This is a genomic window from Citromicrobium bathyomarinum (genome assembly GCA_001306305.2).
GTDB lineage: Bacteria > Pseudomonadota > Alphaproteobacteria > Sphingomonadales > Sphingomonadaceae > Alteriqipengyuania > Alteriqipengyuania bathyomarina.
Genome location: CP155577.1, coordinates 141582 through 154846, shown reverse-complemented (window position 1 = coordinate 154846; position 13265 = coordinate 141582). Strand labels below are relative to the sequence as shown.

15 protein-coding genes are annotated in these 13265 nt (G+C 65.6%); 7 read left to right on the top strand and 8 right to left on the bottom strand.

The window, feature by feature from the left end; all coding sequences use genetic code 11:
* Positions 1-221: 221 nt before the first annotated feature.
* Entirely contained in the window at positions 222-1103 is an 882-nt protein-coding gene (gene galU, locus VO57_000790) for a UTP--glucose-1-phosphate uridylyltransferase GalU (protein ID XBL69907.1), read from the bottom strand.
* 109 nt (positions 1104-1212) lie between these two features.
* Between galU and murA the strand changes: the two genes are divergently transcribed.
* A complete protein-coding gene (murA, locus tag VO57_000785) occupies positions 1213-2496 on the top strand; it encodes a UDP-N-acetylglucosamine 1-carboxyvinyltransferase (GenBank protein ID XBL69906.1) in 1284 nt (427 codons plus the stop codon).
* A 68-nt stretch (positions 2497-2564) separates the two neighbouring features.
* On the top strand, positions 2565-2792 hold the full coding sequence (locus VO57_000780) for a hypothetical protein (protein XBL69905.1): 228 nt from the start codon (positions 2565-2567) through the stop codon (positions 2790-2792).
* A 21-nt stretch (positions 2793-2813) separates the two neighbouring features.
* Here VO57_000780 and VO57_000775 read toward each other — a convergent pair whose 3' ends face one another.
* On the bottom strand, positions 2814-3053 hold the full coding sequence (locus VO57_000775; GenBank protein XBL69904.1) for a ribbon-helix-helix domain-containing protein: 240 nt from the start codon (positions 3051-3053) through the stop codon (positions 2814-2816).
* A complete protein-coding gene (locus VO57_000770) occupies positions 3050-3895 on the bottom strand; it encodes an alpha/beta hydrolase (GenBank protein XBL69903.1) in 846 nt (281 codons plus the stop codon). Before VO57_000770 ends, VO57_000775 begins: the two co-directional genes overlap by 4 nt.
* Before the next feature lie 113 nt (positions 3896-4008).
* Between VO57_000770 and VO57_000765 the strand changes: the two genes are divergently transcribed.
* A complete protein-coding gene (locus VO57_000765) occupies positions 4009-4770 on the top strand; it encodes a DUF4019 domain-containing protein (GenBank protein XBL69902.1) in 762 nt (253 codons plus the stop codon).
* A gap of 39 nt (positions 4771-4809) precedes the next feature.
* Here the strand turns inward: VO57_000765 and phbB are convergent, their stop codons facing one another.
* Positions 4810-5532, bottom strand: coding sequence for an acetoacetyl-CoA reductase (phbB, locus tag VO57_000760; protein XBL69901.1), 723 nt, complete (start codon positions 5530-5532; stop codon positions 4810-4812).
* Between the two features lie 126 nt (positions 5533-5658).
* Complete coding sequence (locus VO57_000755; protein ID XBL69900.1) at positions 5659-6414, bottom strand: hypothetical protein; 756 nt, start codon at positions 6412-6414, stop codon at positions 5659-5661.
* A 354-nt stretch (positions 6415-6768) separates the two neighbouring features.
* On the opposite strand from VO57_000755, the gene VO57_000750 reads away from it, so the two are divergent.
* From VO57_000750 to holA, 4 genes are read left to right on the top strand one after another with little or no spacing between them, the layout of a single operon-like run.
* On the top strand, positions 6769-7236 hold the full coding sequence (locus VO57_000750; GenBank protein ID XBL69899.1) for a DUF3576 domain-containing protein: 468 nt from the start codon (positions 6769-6771) through the stop codon (positions 7234-7236).
* A 28-nt stretch (positions 7237-7264) separates the two neighbouring features.
* Complete coding sequence (gene leuS, locus VO57_000745; GenBank protein XBL69898.1) at positions 7265-9790, top strand: leucine--tRNA ligase; 2526 nt, start codon at positions 7265-7267, stop codon at positions 9788-9790.
* Positions 9790-10281 carry an LPS assembly lipoprotein LptE gene (gene lptE / locus VO57_000740; protein XBL69897.1) on the top strand — a complete coding sequence of 164 codons (492 nt, stop codon included), beginning with the start codon at positions 9790-9792 and terminating at the stop codon, positions 10279-10281. Before leuS ends, lptE begins: the two co-directional genes overlap by 1 nt.
* 13 nt (positions 10282-10294) lie before the next feature.
* Positions 10295-11344 (top strand): DNA polymerase III subunit delta, encoded by a 1050-nt coding sequence (holA, locus tag VO57_000735; GenBank protein ID XBL69896.1) that lies wholly within the window; start codon positions 10295-10297, stop codon positions 11342-11344.
* Between the two features lie 45 nt (positions 11345-11389).
* Here holA and VO57_000730 read toward each other — a convergent pair whose 3' ends face one another.
* From VO57_000730 to VO57_000720, 3 genes are read right to left on the bottom strand one after another with little or no spacing between them, the layout of a single operon-like run.
* Complete coding sequence (locus VO57_000730) at positions 11390-11926, bottom strand: LptA/OstA family protein (protein XBL71367.1); 537 nt, start codon at positions 11924-11926, stop codon at positions 11390-11392.
* Entirely contained in the window at positions 11926-12594 is a 669-nt protein-coding gene (gene lptC / locus VO57_000725) for an LPS export ABC transporter periplasmic protein LptC (GenBank protein XBL69895.1), read from the bottom strand. The genes VO57_000730 and lptC overlap by 1 nt, the downstream gene beginning before the upstream one ends.
* Positions 12595-12618: 24 nt before the next feature.
* Entirely contained in the window at positions 12619-13236 is a 618-nt protein-coding gene (locus VO57_000720) for a ribonuclease D (GenBank protein ID XBL69894.1), read from the bottom strand.
* Between the last annotated feature and the right edge of the window lie 29 nt (positions 13237-13265).

The following is a 13265-nucleotide window of genomic DNA, read 5'->3' as shown; positions in this document are numbered from 1 at the left end:
CGATCGCACTAAGTCGCTGAGAACACGCGGTCGTCGGCCGGCTCGACCGGGCGAGGGCGACATATCGCCTGTTTCGGGGGCCCTTTTATGCTCAGCCGAGCTCAGCCCATCGTCAGGCGGGCGCGCGTCGACGATTGACGGTTTGAAAGAGCGTCTTTCGCCCTAGCAAAGCGCTCCGCGGTAGGAAAATCGTCGACCCCGCCGCGAGTGGGGCGCATGGCTTACGCCTTGAGCAGGCGTTCCGCCATCGCGCGGACTTCATCCCCCATGTCCTCGCGTTCCAGAGCCAGCGCCAGCGTCGCCTCGACGAAGCCGGTCTTGCTGCCGCAGTCGTAGCGGGCACCGTCGAAGGTCACGGCGTGGAACGGCTGGTTGCCGATCATCCTCGCCATCGCGTCGGTCAGCTGGATTTCGCCGCCGGCCCCTTTCCCTTGCGTTTCGAGCACCCGCATCACTTCGGGCTGGAGGATGTAGCGGCCAGAGATGATCTTGTTCGACGGCGCTTCTGCGACCGGCGGCTTCTCTACCAGACCCTTCACCTCGGTCAGGGAGCCATCTTCCTTGCCCGGATCGATTACACCATAGCTCGACACGTTTTCCTGCGGCACTTCCAGCACGCTGATCAGATTGCCGCCGACCTTTTCGTAGGCGTCGACCATCTGCTTCATGCATCCGGTCCCACCTGCTTTGCCGACCATCAGCTCGTCGGGCAGGAAGATCGCGAAGGGATCGTCGCCCACGATCGCGCGGGCGCACCAGATCGCGTGGCCGAGGCCCAGCGGCACCTGCTGGCGCACGGTGATAATGTCGCCCGGCGTGGCGCGGGACGAATCGAGGATCGAGAGATCCTTGCCCCGCTCCTCCATCGTCTGTTCGAGCTCGAAGGCGATGTCGAAATGCTCGACGATCGCGGTCTTGCCGCGTCCGGTGACGAAGATCATCTGCTCGATCCCCGCCTCGCGCGCCTCGTCCACCGCGTACTGGATCAGCGGACGGTCGACGATCGCGAGCATTTCCTTCGGGATCGCCTTGGTCGCCGGGAGGAACCGGGTGCCCAGGCCTGCGACTGGAAAAACGGCCTTTTTGATCGGTTTATGTGCCATTATCGCAAACTATGTCCGTGCGCGCCAAGCGTCAATGACGCGCCTTAACCACTCGCCCGCGCGCCTCTGCGACTTGTGTTGGCGCGCGCGACCGCTACACGACCGAGGGATGGACAAACTACGCATTATCGGAGGGCAAAAGCTCTCCGGAACGATTCCGATTTCGGGTGCCAAGAACTCCGCGCTCACGCTGATCCCCTGTGCGCTGCTGACCGACGAACCGGTCACGCTGCGCAATCTGCCGCGGCTGGCCGACATCGACGGCTTCCAGCACCTGATGACGCAGTTCGGTGTGGCGGTGAACATCGCGGGAACGCGGCCGGAAGATTTCGGCCGGGTGGTCACCTTCGAAGCGACGCGGCTGACCTCGACCACGGCGCCCTATGATCTGGTGCGCAAGATGCGCGCCTCGATCCTCGTGCTCGGGCCGATGCTCGCGCGTGCCGGGGTGGCGACCGTGTCGCAGCCGGGCGGTTGTGCGATCGGCAACCGCCCGATCGACCTGCATCTTTCGGCGCTCGAAGCGCTCGGCGCGCGGATCGAGCTGGCGCAGGGCTATGTCCGCGCGCACGCCCCCGATGGCGGCCTGCCGGGCGGCGAATTCGACTTCCCCGTCGTCTCGGTCGGCGCGACCGAGAATGCTCTGATGGCGGCGGTCCTCGCCAACGGCACCTCGACCCTGCGTAACGCCGCGCGCGAGCCGGAAATCATCGACCTGTGCAACCTGCTGGTCGCGATGGGTGCCGAGATCGAGAATATCGGCCAGTCGGACCTCGTTATCCACGGGGTCAAGCGGCTCAACGGGGCGACCTACAAGGTGATGGCCGACCGGATCGAGGCAGGCTCCTACGCCTGCGCCGCAGCGATCACCGGCGGCGAGGCGCGCCTCGAAGGGGCCAAGGCGGACGACATGTCCGCCACGCTGCATGCGCTGCGCAATATCGGCGTCCATGTCGAAAGCGATGCCAAGGGCGTCAACATCGCCGCCGATGGCAAGCTGAAGGCGGTCAACCTTTCGACCGCGCCCTATCCTGGCCTCGCGACCGATATGCAGGCCCAACTGATGGCGCTGCTGACCGTGGCCGAGGGCACCAGCGTGCTGACCGAAACCATCTTCGAAAACCGTTATATGCACGTGCCCGAACTGAGCCGCATGGGCGCGAATATCGAAGTGTCGGGGCGCACCGCGATCGTGCAGGGCCAGCCGGGCCTGACCGGTGCGGAAGTGATGGCGACGGACCTGCGCGCCTCGATGAGCTTGGTGATCGCCGCGCTCGCCGCCGAGGGCGAGACGCAGATCCGCCGGATCTATCACCTCGACCGCGGGTACGAGCGGCTGGAAGAGAAGCTGCAGGCGATCGGCGCGCAGATCGAACGGGTCGGCGACGACTAGCGCCGATTATTCGGACCCAAACCCGTTCTCCCACGTTCGCCAAGTAAGAACAGTATCGGAGACGTGACATGGGTTTGATTCGAACCGCAATCCTCGGTGGCCTCGGCTATCTTGGCTACAAGGCCTACAAGAACCATAAGGACGAAAATGGCGTCGCCTTCGCCGATGGCCAGCCGAGCGGGGGCGTGCGCAACGCAGGCTCCTCCGCCACGGCGACCAAGGGTGACAAGATGAGCCAGACCGACGAGGCTCTCGACGAAACCTTTCCGGCAAGCGACGCGACTGCGAAATATTGAGTGCATCGACGGGGCGGGGCGCTAGCTTGCGTCTCCGCCCCGTTGCTGACCGACCAGCCACTGCCGGATCGCGCTGGCGAGTCCAGTGGGCTCGTCCGCATCGAGCCGCTCGACATCGATCTGCGCGACGATCGCATTGACCGGTACGCCGCGGGCGTGGGCGGCATCGCGCAGCATCTCCCAGAACACCGGCTCCAGCGTGATACTGGTCTTGTGGCCTGCAATCTCGACCGACCGTTTGACGGGCGGATGATATTTCACGGTGCTTTCTCGGCTGCGGCAGGCCTACCGGCCTCCGCCTCTTCCCACTGCAGCCAGATTTTCTCGGCGATCGAATCGAAGGGCACCCAGTGTCCGCCTCCTGCCAGATTGACGCGGGTGACGTTGGCACCGCCGGCTTTCTCCAGCCGTTCGGCCATGTGCGGGTCGATCGTCTCGTCCCTTGTCCCGTGAAGCAGCAGGATCGGCTCATTCACGCGCGTGATGGTTTCGAGATTGTCGTACTGCTCGGTCACGAAGGGGCGTAGTAGGGCGGGCGCCGCATCCTTGAGGCTGGTGAACGCGCCCAAGGTGCCTACCGCTGTCGCATCGCGCCGGGCGGCCATTTCTAGCGCGACTGCTCCGCCGAGCGAGAAGCCGAAGAGGTAGACCCGGGCATCGGGCTGCAATTCGCGCGCCTTCGCAATCCACGCATCCGCATCGCGATAGAGGCCGGTTTCGGATGGCTTGCCCGGATTGTCGCCGAACCCGCGATAGGATGCGACCAGCACCCCGCGCCCGCCGACCCGCCAGGGCTCGGCACGCACCGCCATGACGAGGTGGTTGTACGAATTGCCGTGGAACACGACCACGATCTGGTCCACGCCATCGTCCGGCGGCCAGTAGGCACCTGCAAGCGTCAAGCCGTCTGCGGTTTGCGCGGTGATCGTCTGTGGCGGCTCGCCCCGGAATTCCATTTGGGTGTCGGCGAGCGACACGGGCTCGTAGACCCGGCTGGAAACCGGCCCCGCATTCGCCGCTGTCGAGACCAGCATCGCGTAAAGGCCGAGGAGGCCCATGGCGAATAGGCCGCGAAACCCGGCGCGCTCTCTCGTAAAGACCATGCGTCAGGTGTGCGCGGTGTTCCCGGCAAGAGCAATCCCCGTGAAGGGCCGCGATGGTGTGCCCCCAAGAATTTGGGGTGTCTGGAAATCCTTCGGCGGCCTAGACAAATGCTATGATGCACGAGGGGATCGACGCACTTACCGAAAAGGAAAAGCAGGCACTGCGCCTGATCCTGCGCGGCCATGACGCGAAGTCGATCGCGCGCGAGCTCGACAGGTCGGTCCATACGGTCAATGATCGCCTGCGTGCCGCGCGGCGCAAGCTTGCGGTCACCAGCAGCCGGGAGGCGGCGCGGATTCTGCTTGAGGATGAAGGCCCCGAAATCCTTGGGTACAATCCTTTGGGGGAAGCCAACACGGCGGAGGGCGCCGATATCTCCGGTCCATCGAACGGGCGCCATCCCGGCCCCCGTGCCGCCAGCAAGCTGCGCGGCTGGATCATCGGAGGATGCCTTCTCATGTCGCTTATTCTTGCACTCGCCCTGGCCGCCGGGACGGCCGATCAACCGCCCATGGCGGACACCCCGGCCGAACAGGTGGCGCTCGATCACGCGACCGAGGACGCGGCGCGCGCATGGCTTGCCATGGTCGACGCGAGCAACTGGAGCGCCAGCTTCGCCGCGGCGGGCAAGCAGTTCCGGGAGCAGAACACGGTCGCGGGGTGGGAGGCTGCGTCGCAGGCGGCGCGGGTTCCGCTGGGCGCGGTGATGGAGCGCGAGGCGATCGGTTATCAGTCGGTCAATGCACCGCCGCGCGGCTATCGCGTGGTCCAGTTCCGGAGCGATTTTGCAAACCGCAAGGGCGTGACCGAGTCGGTGACGCTCGAGCAGGAGGACGGCGGCAGCTGGAGGGTCGTCGGCTACTTCATCAATTGAGCGGATGCGGGCGCGCCATCGCGGCGCGTCCGCGCACCCTCAATACATGTGTTGCCCGCCATTGATGCTCATGGTCGATCCGGTGACGAAGGCGCCATCATCGGCGGTGAGGAAGGCGACGCCGCGCGCGATCTCCTCCGCCTGGCCGAGCCGTCCGACGGGGATCTTGGCGACGATCTTGCCCAGCACCTCTTCGGGGACGGCGGCAACCATATCGGTATCGATATAACCGGGCGCGATCGCGTTGACGGTGATGCCGAAACGCGCGCCTTCCTGCGCCAGCGCCTTGGTGAAGCCGTGGATACCCGATTTGGCAGCGGCGTAGTTCACCTGTCCGTACTGGCCGGCCTGGCCGTTGATCGACCCGATATTGACGATCCGCCCCCACTTGCCCTCGCGCATGCCGGGAAAGCACGCCTTGGCCATGTTGAAGCAGCCGCCCAGATTGACCCGCATCACCTCGTTCCAGTCGTCGAAGCTCATCTTGGCGAGCGTGCCGTCGCGGGTGATCCCGGCATTATTGACCAGAATCTCGACATGGCCGTGAGTCTCGGTGATTCGCGAGACATTCTCGAGGCAAGCCTCGTGGTCGCCCACGTCCCACTTCATCACGGCAATTCCGGTGCGGGTCGCAAATTCCTGCGCGCGTTCGTCATTGCCGGCATAATTGGCGATGACCGTGCGGCCCTGTTCCTTCAGCGCAAGGCTGATCGCTTCGCCAATACCCCGGGTTCCACCCGTCACCACAGCGACACGTGCCATTCCACTCTCTCCCCTGTATTTCTTATCTTATTCGCCCAGACGTAGCCCACCCGCAGCAGCGGGCAAAGAAAAAGAGATGGCAGAGAGAGATTTGCGCCGCGTCGGTGCGCGAGGATCAGCCGGGCGTCAGAAGCGCAGCTGGGTTCCGATGTAGACCGACTGGCTGTCTTCCGCACCATTGGTCAGCGGTGCAAGCCGGTCGCTCTCGTCCGACAGGCGGACGCCTGCGGTCACGTCGAGATTGCGCGTGACGCGGTAGGCACCGCCAAGATCGACTTCGCGATCGCTGCGACCGTCGAGGGTGCGCGAGGTGCGACCGCGCATGCGGTCCTGATCGATCGAGACCCGAGGCTGGAAGCGGCTCGGTTCTTCCTTCACGCCTTTCGACGGGCGGAATTCGGCAAGGTCGGGCACGGAAATACGCGAGACGGACTTGGGCAGCTCGGCTGCGGGCTTCGCGAAGCTCTGGTATCCACGGGCAACACCGAGGTCGAACGCAGAGGGCGCAATCGCGATATCGCGGCGACCGGGCTCGCCACGGGCCGCGTCGATAGCCGAGCGGACCGAAACGGCGCGCGCCACATCATTGTCTACCCGTACGGCCACGGTCACCATGCGATCGGGAATCGTCTTGCCTGCGGCGGGGGTGAAGGGCAGCGGCTGCTGGCGGGCGGCGTAGCGTTCCGCCACACGGCGGGCGAGCGCAGGGTCGACCGAGGCGGGCGTGAAACGACCCGCGTTTTCACCGATGGTGCTGACGAGCGTAGGCGACGTGGCCTCTGCCAGAGCAACGCCAACCACCGGAATCGCGACAAGCGCCAGCGCGCCGCCCAAGGCGGGCACGATCAGCTTGCGTAGTCCTGAGGCGACCTTGACGCTCATTACACTCACTCTAGCGCCGCACGATTTACGGCAGGATGAACAAAGCTGGAAGCGCTTTGCCCAGACCAATGGTTCCCCTGAACACTAGGACAGCGCCCTGGCGGATGCCAGCTTTTCCACAGGACCCTGCGCACTTGCATGTCAGGTGTTGCACGCGGCACACAATCGCAATCCGGGTTCATGATGCGTAAAGCCGCCTGGCGCTGCTGTACGCGGCAAGGCAGGCGCGCACTTGCTGCGCCCGTTGCGCGGCGATAGAGGCTACATACGCGCGGTCTGCCGACCGATCCATACGCCATTCTCATGGGCCCCTGGCGATTTCCTTGGGCCAGTTTCAGTGGAAAGCCAGCACAGATGATCCAGCGCCGCTCCTCGACCCGTTCCGCCTCCACCGCGATTCGCTGCGGCCTGCTCGCCGGCGCGTGCGCCGCTCTTGCCGCCTGCGCTGGCGGCGGCAACGAACTGCCCGATCCCGATCTGGCGGCGAGCCAGGTGACCACGATCGGGGTCAATTCCTATCTCTGGCGCGCCAGCCTCGAAGCAGTCAGCTTTGCACCGCTGCTGCAGGCGGACAGCGCGGGCGGGGTGATCGTGACCGACTGGTACGCCAATCCCGAGAACCCGGGTGAGCGGGTCAAGCTCACCATCTCCATCCTCGACCAGGATCTGCGCGCCGATGCCCTGCGCGTCGCTGCCAGCCGCCAGGTCAACCAGGGCGGCACCTGGGTCGATGCGCCGGTACAGGCCGCGACCGTGCAGAAACTGGAAGACATTATCCTGACCAAGGCGCGCGAACTGCGCCGCCAGGCGATTTCGAGCTGATCCGCCTGTTTCGCGAAAAGACGTACCTATGAACGACACGCGTTTCGACCCGTCGAGTGCCGACGGGCGCTGGCAGAAGGCATGGGACGAGGCCGAGTGCTTCCGTGCGGACAGCGCCAGCGACCGGCCCAAGAGCTACGTGCTCGAAATGTTTCCCTACCCTTCGGGTCGGATCCATATCGGGCACGTGCGCAACTACACGATGGGCGACGTGCTCGCGCGCTACAAGGCGATGCGCGGGCACGAGGTGCTGCACCCGATGGGGTGGGATGCGTTCGGCATGCCGGCGGAAAACGCGGCAATGGAAAAAGGCGTCCATCCGGGCAAGTGGACCCGCGAGAACATCGAATCGATGAAGGCGCAGCTCAAGCGGCTGGGTTTCGCGCTCGACTGGAGCCGCGAACTCGCCACGTGTGAACCCGATTACTACGGGCACGAGCAGGCGCTGTTCATCGACCTGTTCGAGGCAGGGCTGGTCTATCGCAAGGAAAGCGAGGTCAACTGGGACCCCGTCGACCAGACCGTGCTCGCCAACGAGCAGGTGATCGAAGGCCGTGGTTGGCGCTCCGGCGCGGAGGTCGAGAAGCGCAAGCTTGCGCAGTGGTTCCTCAAGATCACCGATTTCGCCGAAGAGCTGCTCGACGGTCTCGAAAGCCTCGACAAGTGGCCCGACAAGGTCCGCCTGATGCAGGAAAACTGGATCGGCAAGAGCCGCGGCCTGCAGCTCGCGTTCGATCTCTCGAACGGCGGGCGGGTAGAGGTCTATTCGACCCGGCCCGACACGATCTACGGGGCCAGTTTCGTCGCGGTCGCGCCCGATCATCCGATCGCGCAGGCGGTTGCTGCAAAGGATGCAGGCGCAGCTGCTTTCATCGAGGAATGCAAGCGCGGCGGGACCACTGCGGCCGACCTCGAAACGGCGGAAAAGAAGGGCTATATGACCGCCCTGACCGCGCGCCACCCGCTGCTGGGCAGCGAGCTGCCGCTGTTCATCGCCAATTTTGTGCTGATGGATTACGGCACCGGCGCGGTGATGGGCGTGCCCGGCCACGACCAGCGCGATTTCGACTTCGCGCGCAAATACGATCTGCCGATCCTGCGCGTGGTCGGCGTCAGCGCCGCCGATGCGGACCGCCCGCTGGGCACGACCGCAGAGCCGGGCGAGGGCGTGCTGGTCAATTCCGGCCCGCTCGACGGGATGGACGTCGATAGCGCCAAACAGTGGGTGATCGACCGGGCGGAACGCGACGGCTGGGGCGAGGGCAAGACCGTCTGGCGCCTGCGCGACTGGGGCGTTTCGCGCCAGCGTTACTGGGGCACGCCGATCCCCTTCGTCCACTGCGATGCTTGCGGCGTGGTGCCGGTGCGCAAGGCCGATCTGCCGGTGACCCTGCCCGAGGATATCGACTTCAAGACCCCCGGCAATCCGCTCGCCCGGCACGAGATCTGGAAGAACACCACCTGCCCCAAATGTGGCGGCGCGGCGGTGCGGGAGACCGATACGCTCGACACCTTCGTCGATTCCTCGTGGTATTTCCTGAGATTTGCCAGCCAGCCTGCGGATCGCCCGTTCGATCCGCAAGAGGTCGCCAAGTGGCTGCCGGTGGAGCAGTATATCGGCGGGATCGAGCATGCGATCCTGCACCTGCTCTATGCGCGTTTCTGGACCCGGGCGCTCGCCCGGCTGGGCATGGTCGAATTTACCGAGCCCTTCGCCAGCCTGTTCACGCAAGGCATGGTCACGCACGAAACCTATTTCCGGCGCGAGCCCGATTCGGGCCGGATGGTCTATTTCGCGCCCGAGGAAATCACCCGCGACGCCAAGAGCGCGGTGCTCAAGGAAGACGGCTTCCCGGTCAGCGTCGGCCGCGTGGTCAAGATGTCCAAGTCCAAGCGCAACGTGGTCGATCCCGATACGATCATCGCGCAATATGGTGCCGACGCCGTGCGCTGGTTCATGCTGTCCGACAGCCCGCCGGAACGCGACTTGCCGTGGTCCGAAAGCGGCATCGAAGGCTGCGCGCGCTTCGTCCAGCGCGTGTGGCGTCTGGTCGGCGAACATGATCCGGCGGCGCAGGGCGAGGATGCCGATCTGGCGCGCAAGACCGCGCGCAGCGTGCACGACGTCGCCGAGACGATCGAGGCGCTGCACTTCAACAAGGCGGTCGCCAAGCTCTACGAACTGGTCGGTGCGCTCGAGAAGGCGGAGCCTTCGGCAACCCGCACCGGATCGATCCAGACGCTGTTCCAGCTCGTCGCGCCGATGATGCCGCACCTTGCAGAAGAGGCATGGCATTCCATCGGACGGCAGGGCCTGATCGCCAAGGCGCCGTGGCCCGAGGTCGACGAGAGCCTGCTGGTCGAGGACGAGGTGACCATTGCGGTTCAGCACAAGGGCAAGCTGCGCGACACGCTGACTGTGCCCAAGGGCGCATCGAAAGAGGCGCTGGAGGAACTGGCGCTGGCCAGCGACAAGGTCCAGCGCTCGATCGACGGAGCCGAAATTCGCAAGGTCATTGTGGTGCCCGACCGTCTGGTGAATATCGTCACCTGATGCGATTCGCGTTTGCCTTTCTCGCGCTGCTCGCGCTCTCGGCCTGCGGGCTCCAGCCGATCTATGCCGGAGCCAATGGCAAGGCGGCGGTTGCCGATCTGTCGGCGGTCGAAGTCGCCCCGATCGAGGGGCGCGACGGCTGGCTGGTCGCCACCGCGCTGGAAGACCGGTTGTCGATCGGCCCGGCGGGCCAGACCCCGCGCTACCGCCTCGATATCCTGCTCGATGACGAGCTGGGCAGTCTCGGCCTGCTGAGCGACGAAACCGTCAGCCGCGAACGGCGCACGCTGCGCGCGCGTTATCAGCTGGTCGACCTGTCGAGCGGGGCGATCCTGCTCGATTCGACCGCCGGGTCCGACGCCGGGATCGACGTCGTGTCGAGCGACTACGCCACCATCGCCGCCGAACGCGCGGCACTCGAACGGCTGGCCCAAGTCGTCGCCGACCAGATCGTGACGCGAGTCTCGCTGACGCTACGCGCGCAGGACTGAGGCGCGCGGACGCATGGCGGCGGCGGGTCAGCAATCCCTCAAGGCCAATCAGAACACTTTCGGCCGGGTCGCAGGACAGGCGGCGCGCGAGTGCCACACCTTCTTCCTGTGCGGTCCCGACGAGAGCGCCGCTTCAGCCGCCGCCGCGACGATCGTGGGCAATCTGAAGGATGCGGGCGAGCGGGTCGATCTGTCCGGCGCGGAACTGCGCCGCGATCCCGTCAGGCTGGCGGACGAGGCGCGCTCTTCCTCGCTGTTCGGCGATGCGCGCCACATTCTGGTGCGCGCGACAGGCGAGGAAGCGCACGACGCGCTGAAACTGCATCTGGAGGCCGAGGGAGAGGCTTGCCCGGTGCTGGTGGTGGCCGTCAACGCGACCGACAAGTCGCGCAGCGCGAAGCTGGTGGCGGGTGCGAAGGGCACGCTGGTCGCGATGTTCTATCCGCCCAATCTGGGCGACATGGCCAATACCGTGCGCGATCTGGCCGACCGGGCGGGGCTGCGGCTCGGAGGCGATCTGGCGCAGCGAATCGCCCGCGCCTCCGGCCTCGACCGGCGGCTGGCCGAGGCCGAGGTGGAGAAGCTGGCGCTATACCTCGATGCAGCGCCCGACACGCCCAAGACCGCCGATGCCGCCGCGTGGGATGCGATCGGCGCGTCGAGCGAGGAGGACGGCTTCATGCCGCTCGTCAACGCCGCACTGGGCGGTCATGCCAAGCGCTTGCCCGGCGAACTCGCGCGGCTTCATACGCTGGCGCTGAACCCGGTCGGCGTGGCGCTGGCGTTCGAACGGCGCGCGGCGCACCTGGCGCAGCTTTCCGCACGGATGCGCCCGGGCGAGGATGTCGGCTCTTTCGTCGATGCGCAAAAGCGCGCGCGGCGGATTTTCTTCAAGGACGAGCGCGATCTGGCCGAACAGCTGCGGATCTGGCGTGGCAAACGGCTCGACCGTCTGGTCTCGCGCCTGACCGCACTGCATCAGGCGCTGCTCGCCAACAGCCAGCAGGCCGAACTGCTCCTGAGCCAGGAAATCGCGTGGATCGCGCGGGTCGCCTCGCGCTAATCTAATGCGGTATCGGCCCGCTCTAGGGCCGAAGTTACAGGAAAATCAGTCCTCGGGGACGGAGAAGGAGCCGGTTACCCGGCCGCCGCCATCCGATCCGCCGGCCCCGTCCACGCTGGAAAGACCTGTGCGCAGATCGATCGTCAGCCGCCCGCCATTGAGCGTGTCCGACCCGCGCTTCAGCCGGACATTGCCGGTCATGGTGATCACCCGCCGGTTGAAATCGTACACCGCTACATTGCCGCGCGCACTTTCGTTGCCGCGGGTCACGGTGACCCCGCCGGTCGCGGAAATGCGCTGGATGCTGAGCGATCCGGCGTCCGAATAGTCGACGATCGTGCTCGCCGAAGTCATCCGCAGGTCGGCCTGTTCGATCACTACGTTGCCGGACAGGACCACGCGGTTCTGCCGGTCCTGCAGCTCGATCCGGTTGGCGGCGTAATCCACCGGCGCGTTGGAATTATGCGCCGCAATCGCCTGTGCGTGCAGCTGGATGCCGGTGAGAGTGCACGCGGCCAGCGCGAAGCCGACCACGCCGGATCGTGCGGCCAGTCGGGAATTTTGGCGGATGAGGCGCGGGATCACTGCATGGTCTCCAATCGGCCCGGCACCATGCGCAGGCGCGCATTGCCGTCAAGCGTTATCGTTCGGGTCTCCAGATCGACCCGCAGGGTGTCGGCGGAGAAGGTGCCTGCGGGCACGGCGCCCGATACGCCTTCGTCGCCCACCAGAGTCTGGTCGCGCAGGTCGACCGAAACGCCGCGCGCGACCAGGTTGTAGCCATCGGTCGCGTTCAGGATAATCGGGCCGGTCACATCGAGCACTTCGTCGGAAATCTTGTACGCGCCGCCCTCCGCGCGCAGCTGCGCGGGACCGCCCTGCAGCAGAATCCGGGCGATGACCGTGTCCAGCCGCACGATCCCTTCCTTGCTCGACCTTTGCACCGCCTCGCGCGCGGTGAGCGAGAAGGGGCGGCCCTGATTGTCCGACCCGCGATAGGTCGCGTTGTCGATCCTCAGGCGCTCGTCGATTTCCTGCACCTTGTCGCGATCGAGCACGAAGGAAACCTCGTCGCGCGGCGAGAACGGGGCGATCACGAGGAAGGCGACGATCACCCCGGTCGCCATCGGCAGGGCGACCGCGAGGATCTTGATCAGGCGATCGTGAAACCCGCCCGGCGCGGCCTGGCGTTGCCGCCCGCGGCGCTGCCGGCTTGCCTCGCTCGTTTCTTCCACCTGATCGTGCTGCATGATGGGTTCAGACCCTAACCGGGCTTACTCGTGGCTGAAGATGTCGGTGTCGGGCCAGCCGATAATGTCCAGCCGCGCGCGGGTCGGCAGGAAATCGAAACAGGCCTGCGCGATTTCGGTGCGCCCTTCGCGTGCCAGCCGCTCTTCGAAAATATCGCGCAGCCGGTGGAGGTAACGCACGTCCGACGCGGCATATTCGCGCTGTGCGTCGTTGATCTTGGGCGCGCCCCAGTCGGAGCTTTGCTGCTGCTTGGAGATATCCTCGCCCAGCAGTTCGCTGACCAGCATCTTGAGCCCGTGGCGGTCGGTATAGGTGCGGGTCAGCTTGCTCGCGATCTTGGTGCAGAACACCGGAGCGGCGGTGACGCCGAGCCAGTATTCGATCGCCGCGAGATCGAAGCGGCCGAAGTGATACAGCTTGGTCCGCGCAGGATCGGCGAGGACGGCCTTGAGATTGGGCGCATCGAAGCTGCTGTCGACGCCGAAGCGGACCAGATGTTCGTCGCCCTTGCCGTCGCTGATCTGCACGAGGCACAGCCGGTCGCGCCGGGTGATGAGACCCATAGTCTCGGTATCGACCGCCACCGCGCCTTCGGCAAGCACGCCCTCGGGCAGGTCTTCCTCGTGAAAATATACGGCCATGGAGAACTTTCTTCGTCTGGTGCCAGCCC

Excerpts from the sequence above, each read along its gene's own strand:
- galU (XBL69907.1), bottom strand. The coding sequence starts at position 1,103 with ATGGCACATAAACCGATCAAAAAGGCCGTTTTTCCAGTCGCAGGCCTG.
- murA (XBL69906.1), top strand. The coding sequence starts at position 1,213 with ATGGACAAACTACGCATTATCGGAGGGCAAAAGCTCTCCGGAACGATT.
- VO57_000780 (XBL69905.1), top strand. The coding sequence starts at position 2,565 with ATGGGTTTGATTCGAACCGCAATCCTCGGTGGCCTCGGCTATCTTGGC.
- VO57_000770 (XBL69903.1), bottom strand. The coding sequence starts at position 3,895 with ATGGTCTTTACGAGAGAGCGCGCCGGGTTTCGCGGCCTATTCGCCATG.
- VO57_000765 (XBL69902.1), top strand. The coding sequence starts at position 4,009 with ATGATGCACGAGGGGATCGACGCACTTACCGAAAAGGAAAAGCAGGCA.
- phbB (XBL69901.1), bottom strand. The coding sequence starts at position 5,532 with ATGGCACGTGTCGCTGTGGTGACGGGTGGAACCCGGGGTATTGGCGAA.
- VO57_000755 (XBL69900.1), bottom strand. The coding sequence starts at position 6,414 with ATGAGCGTCAAGGTCGCCTCAGGACTACGCAAGCTGATCGTGCCCGCC.
- VO57_000750 (XBL69899.1), top strand. The coding sequence starts at position 6,769 with ATGATCCAGCGCCGCTCCTCGACCCGTTCCGCCTCCACCGCGATTCGC.
- leuS (XBL69898.1), top strand. The coding sequence starts at position 7,265 with ATGAACGACACGCGTTTCGACCCGTCGAGTGCCGACGGGCGCTGGCAG.
- lptE (XBL69897.1), top strand. The coding sequence starts at position 9,790 with ATGCGATTCGCGTTTGCCTTTCTCGCGCTGCTCGCGCTCTCGGCCTGC.
- holA (XBL69896.1), top strand. The coding sequence starts at position 10,295 with ATGGCGGCGGCGGGTCAGCAATCCCTCAAGGCCAATCAGAACACTTTC.
- lptC (XBL69895.1), bottom strand. The coding sequence starts at position 12,594 with ATGCAGCACGATCAGGTGGAAGAAACGAGCGAGGCAAGCCGGCAGCGC.
- VO57_000720 (XBL69894.1), bottom strand. The coding sequence starts at position 13,236 with ATGGCCGTATATTTTCACGAGGAAGACCTGCCCGAGGGCGTGCTTGCC.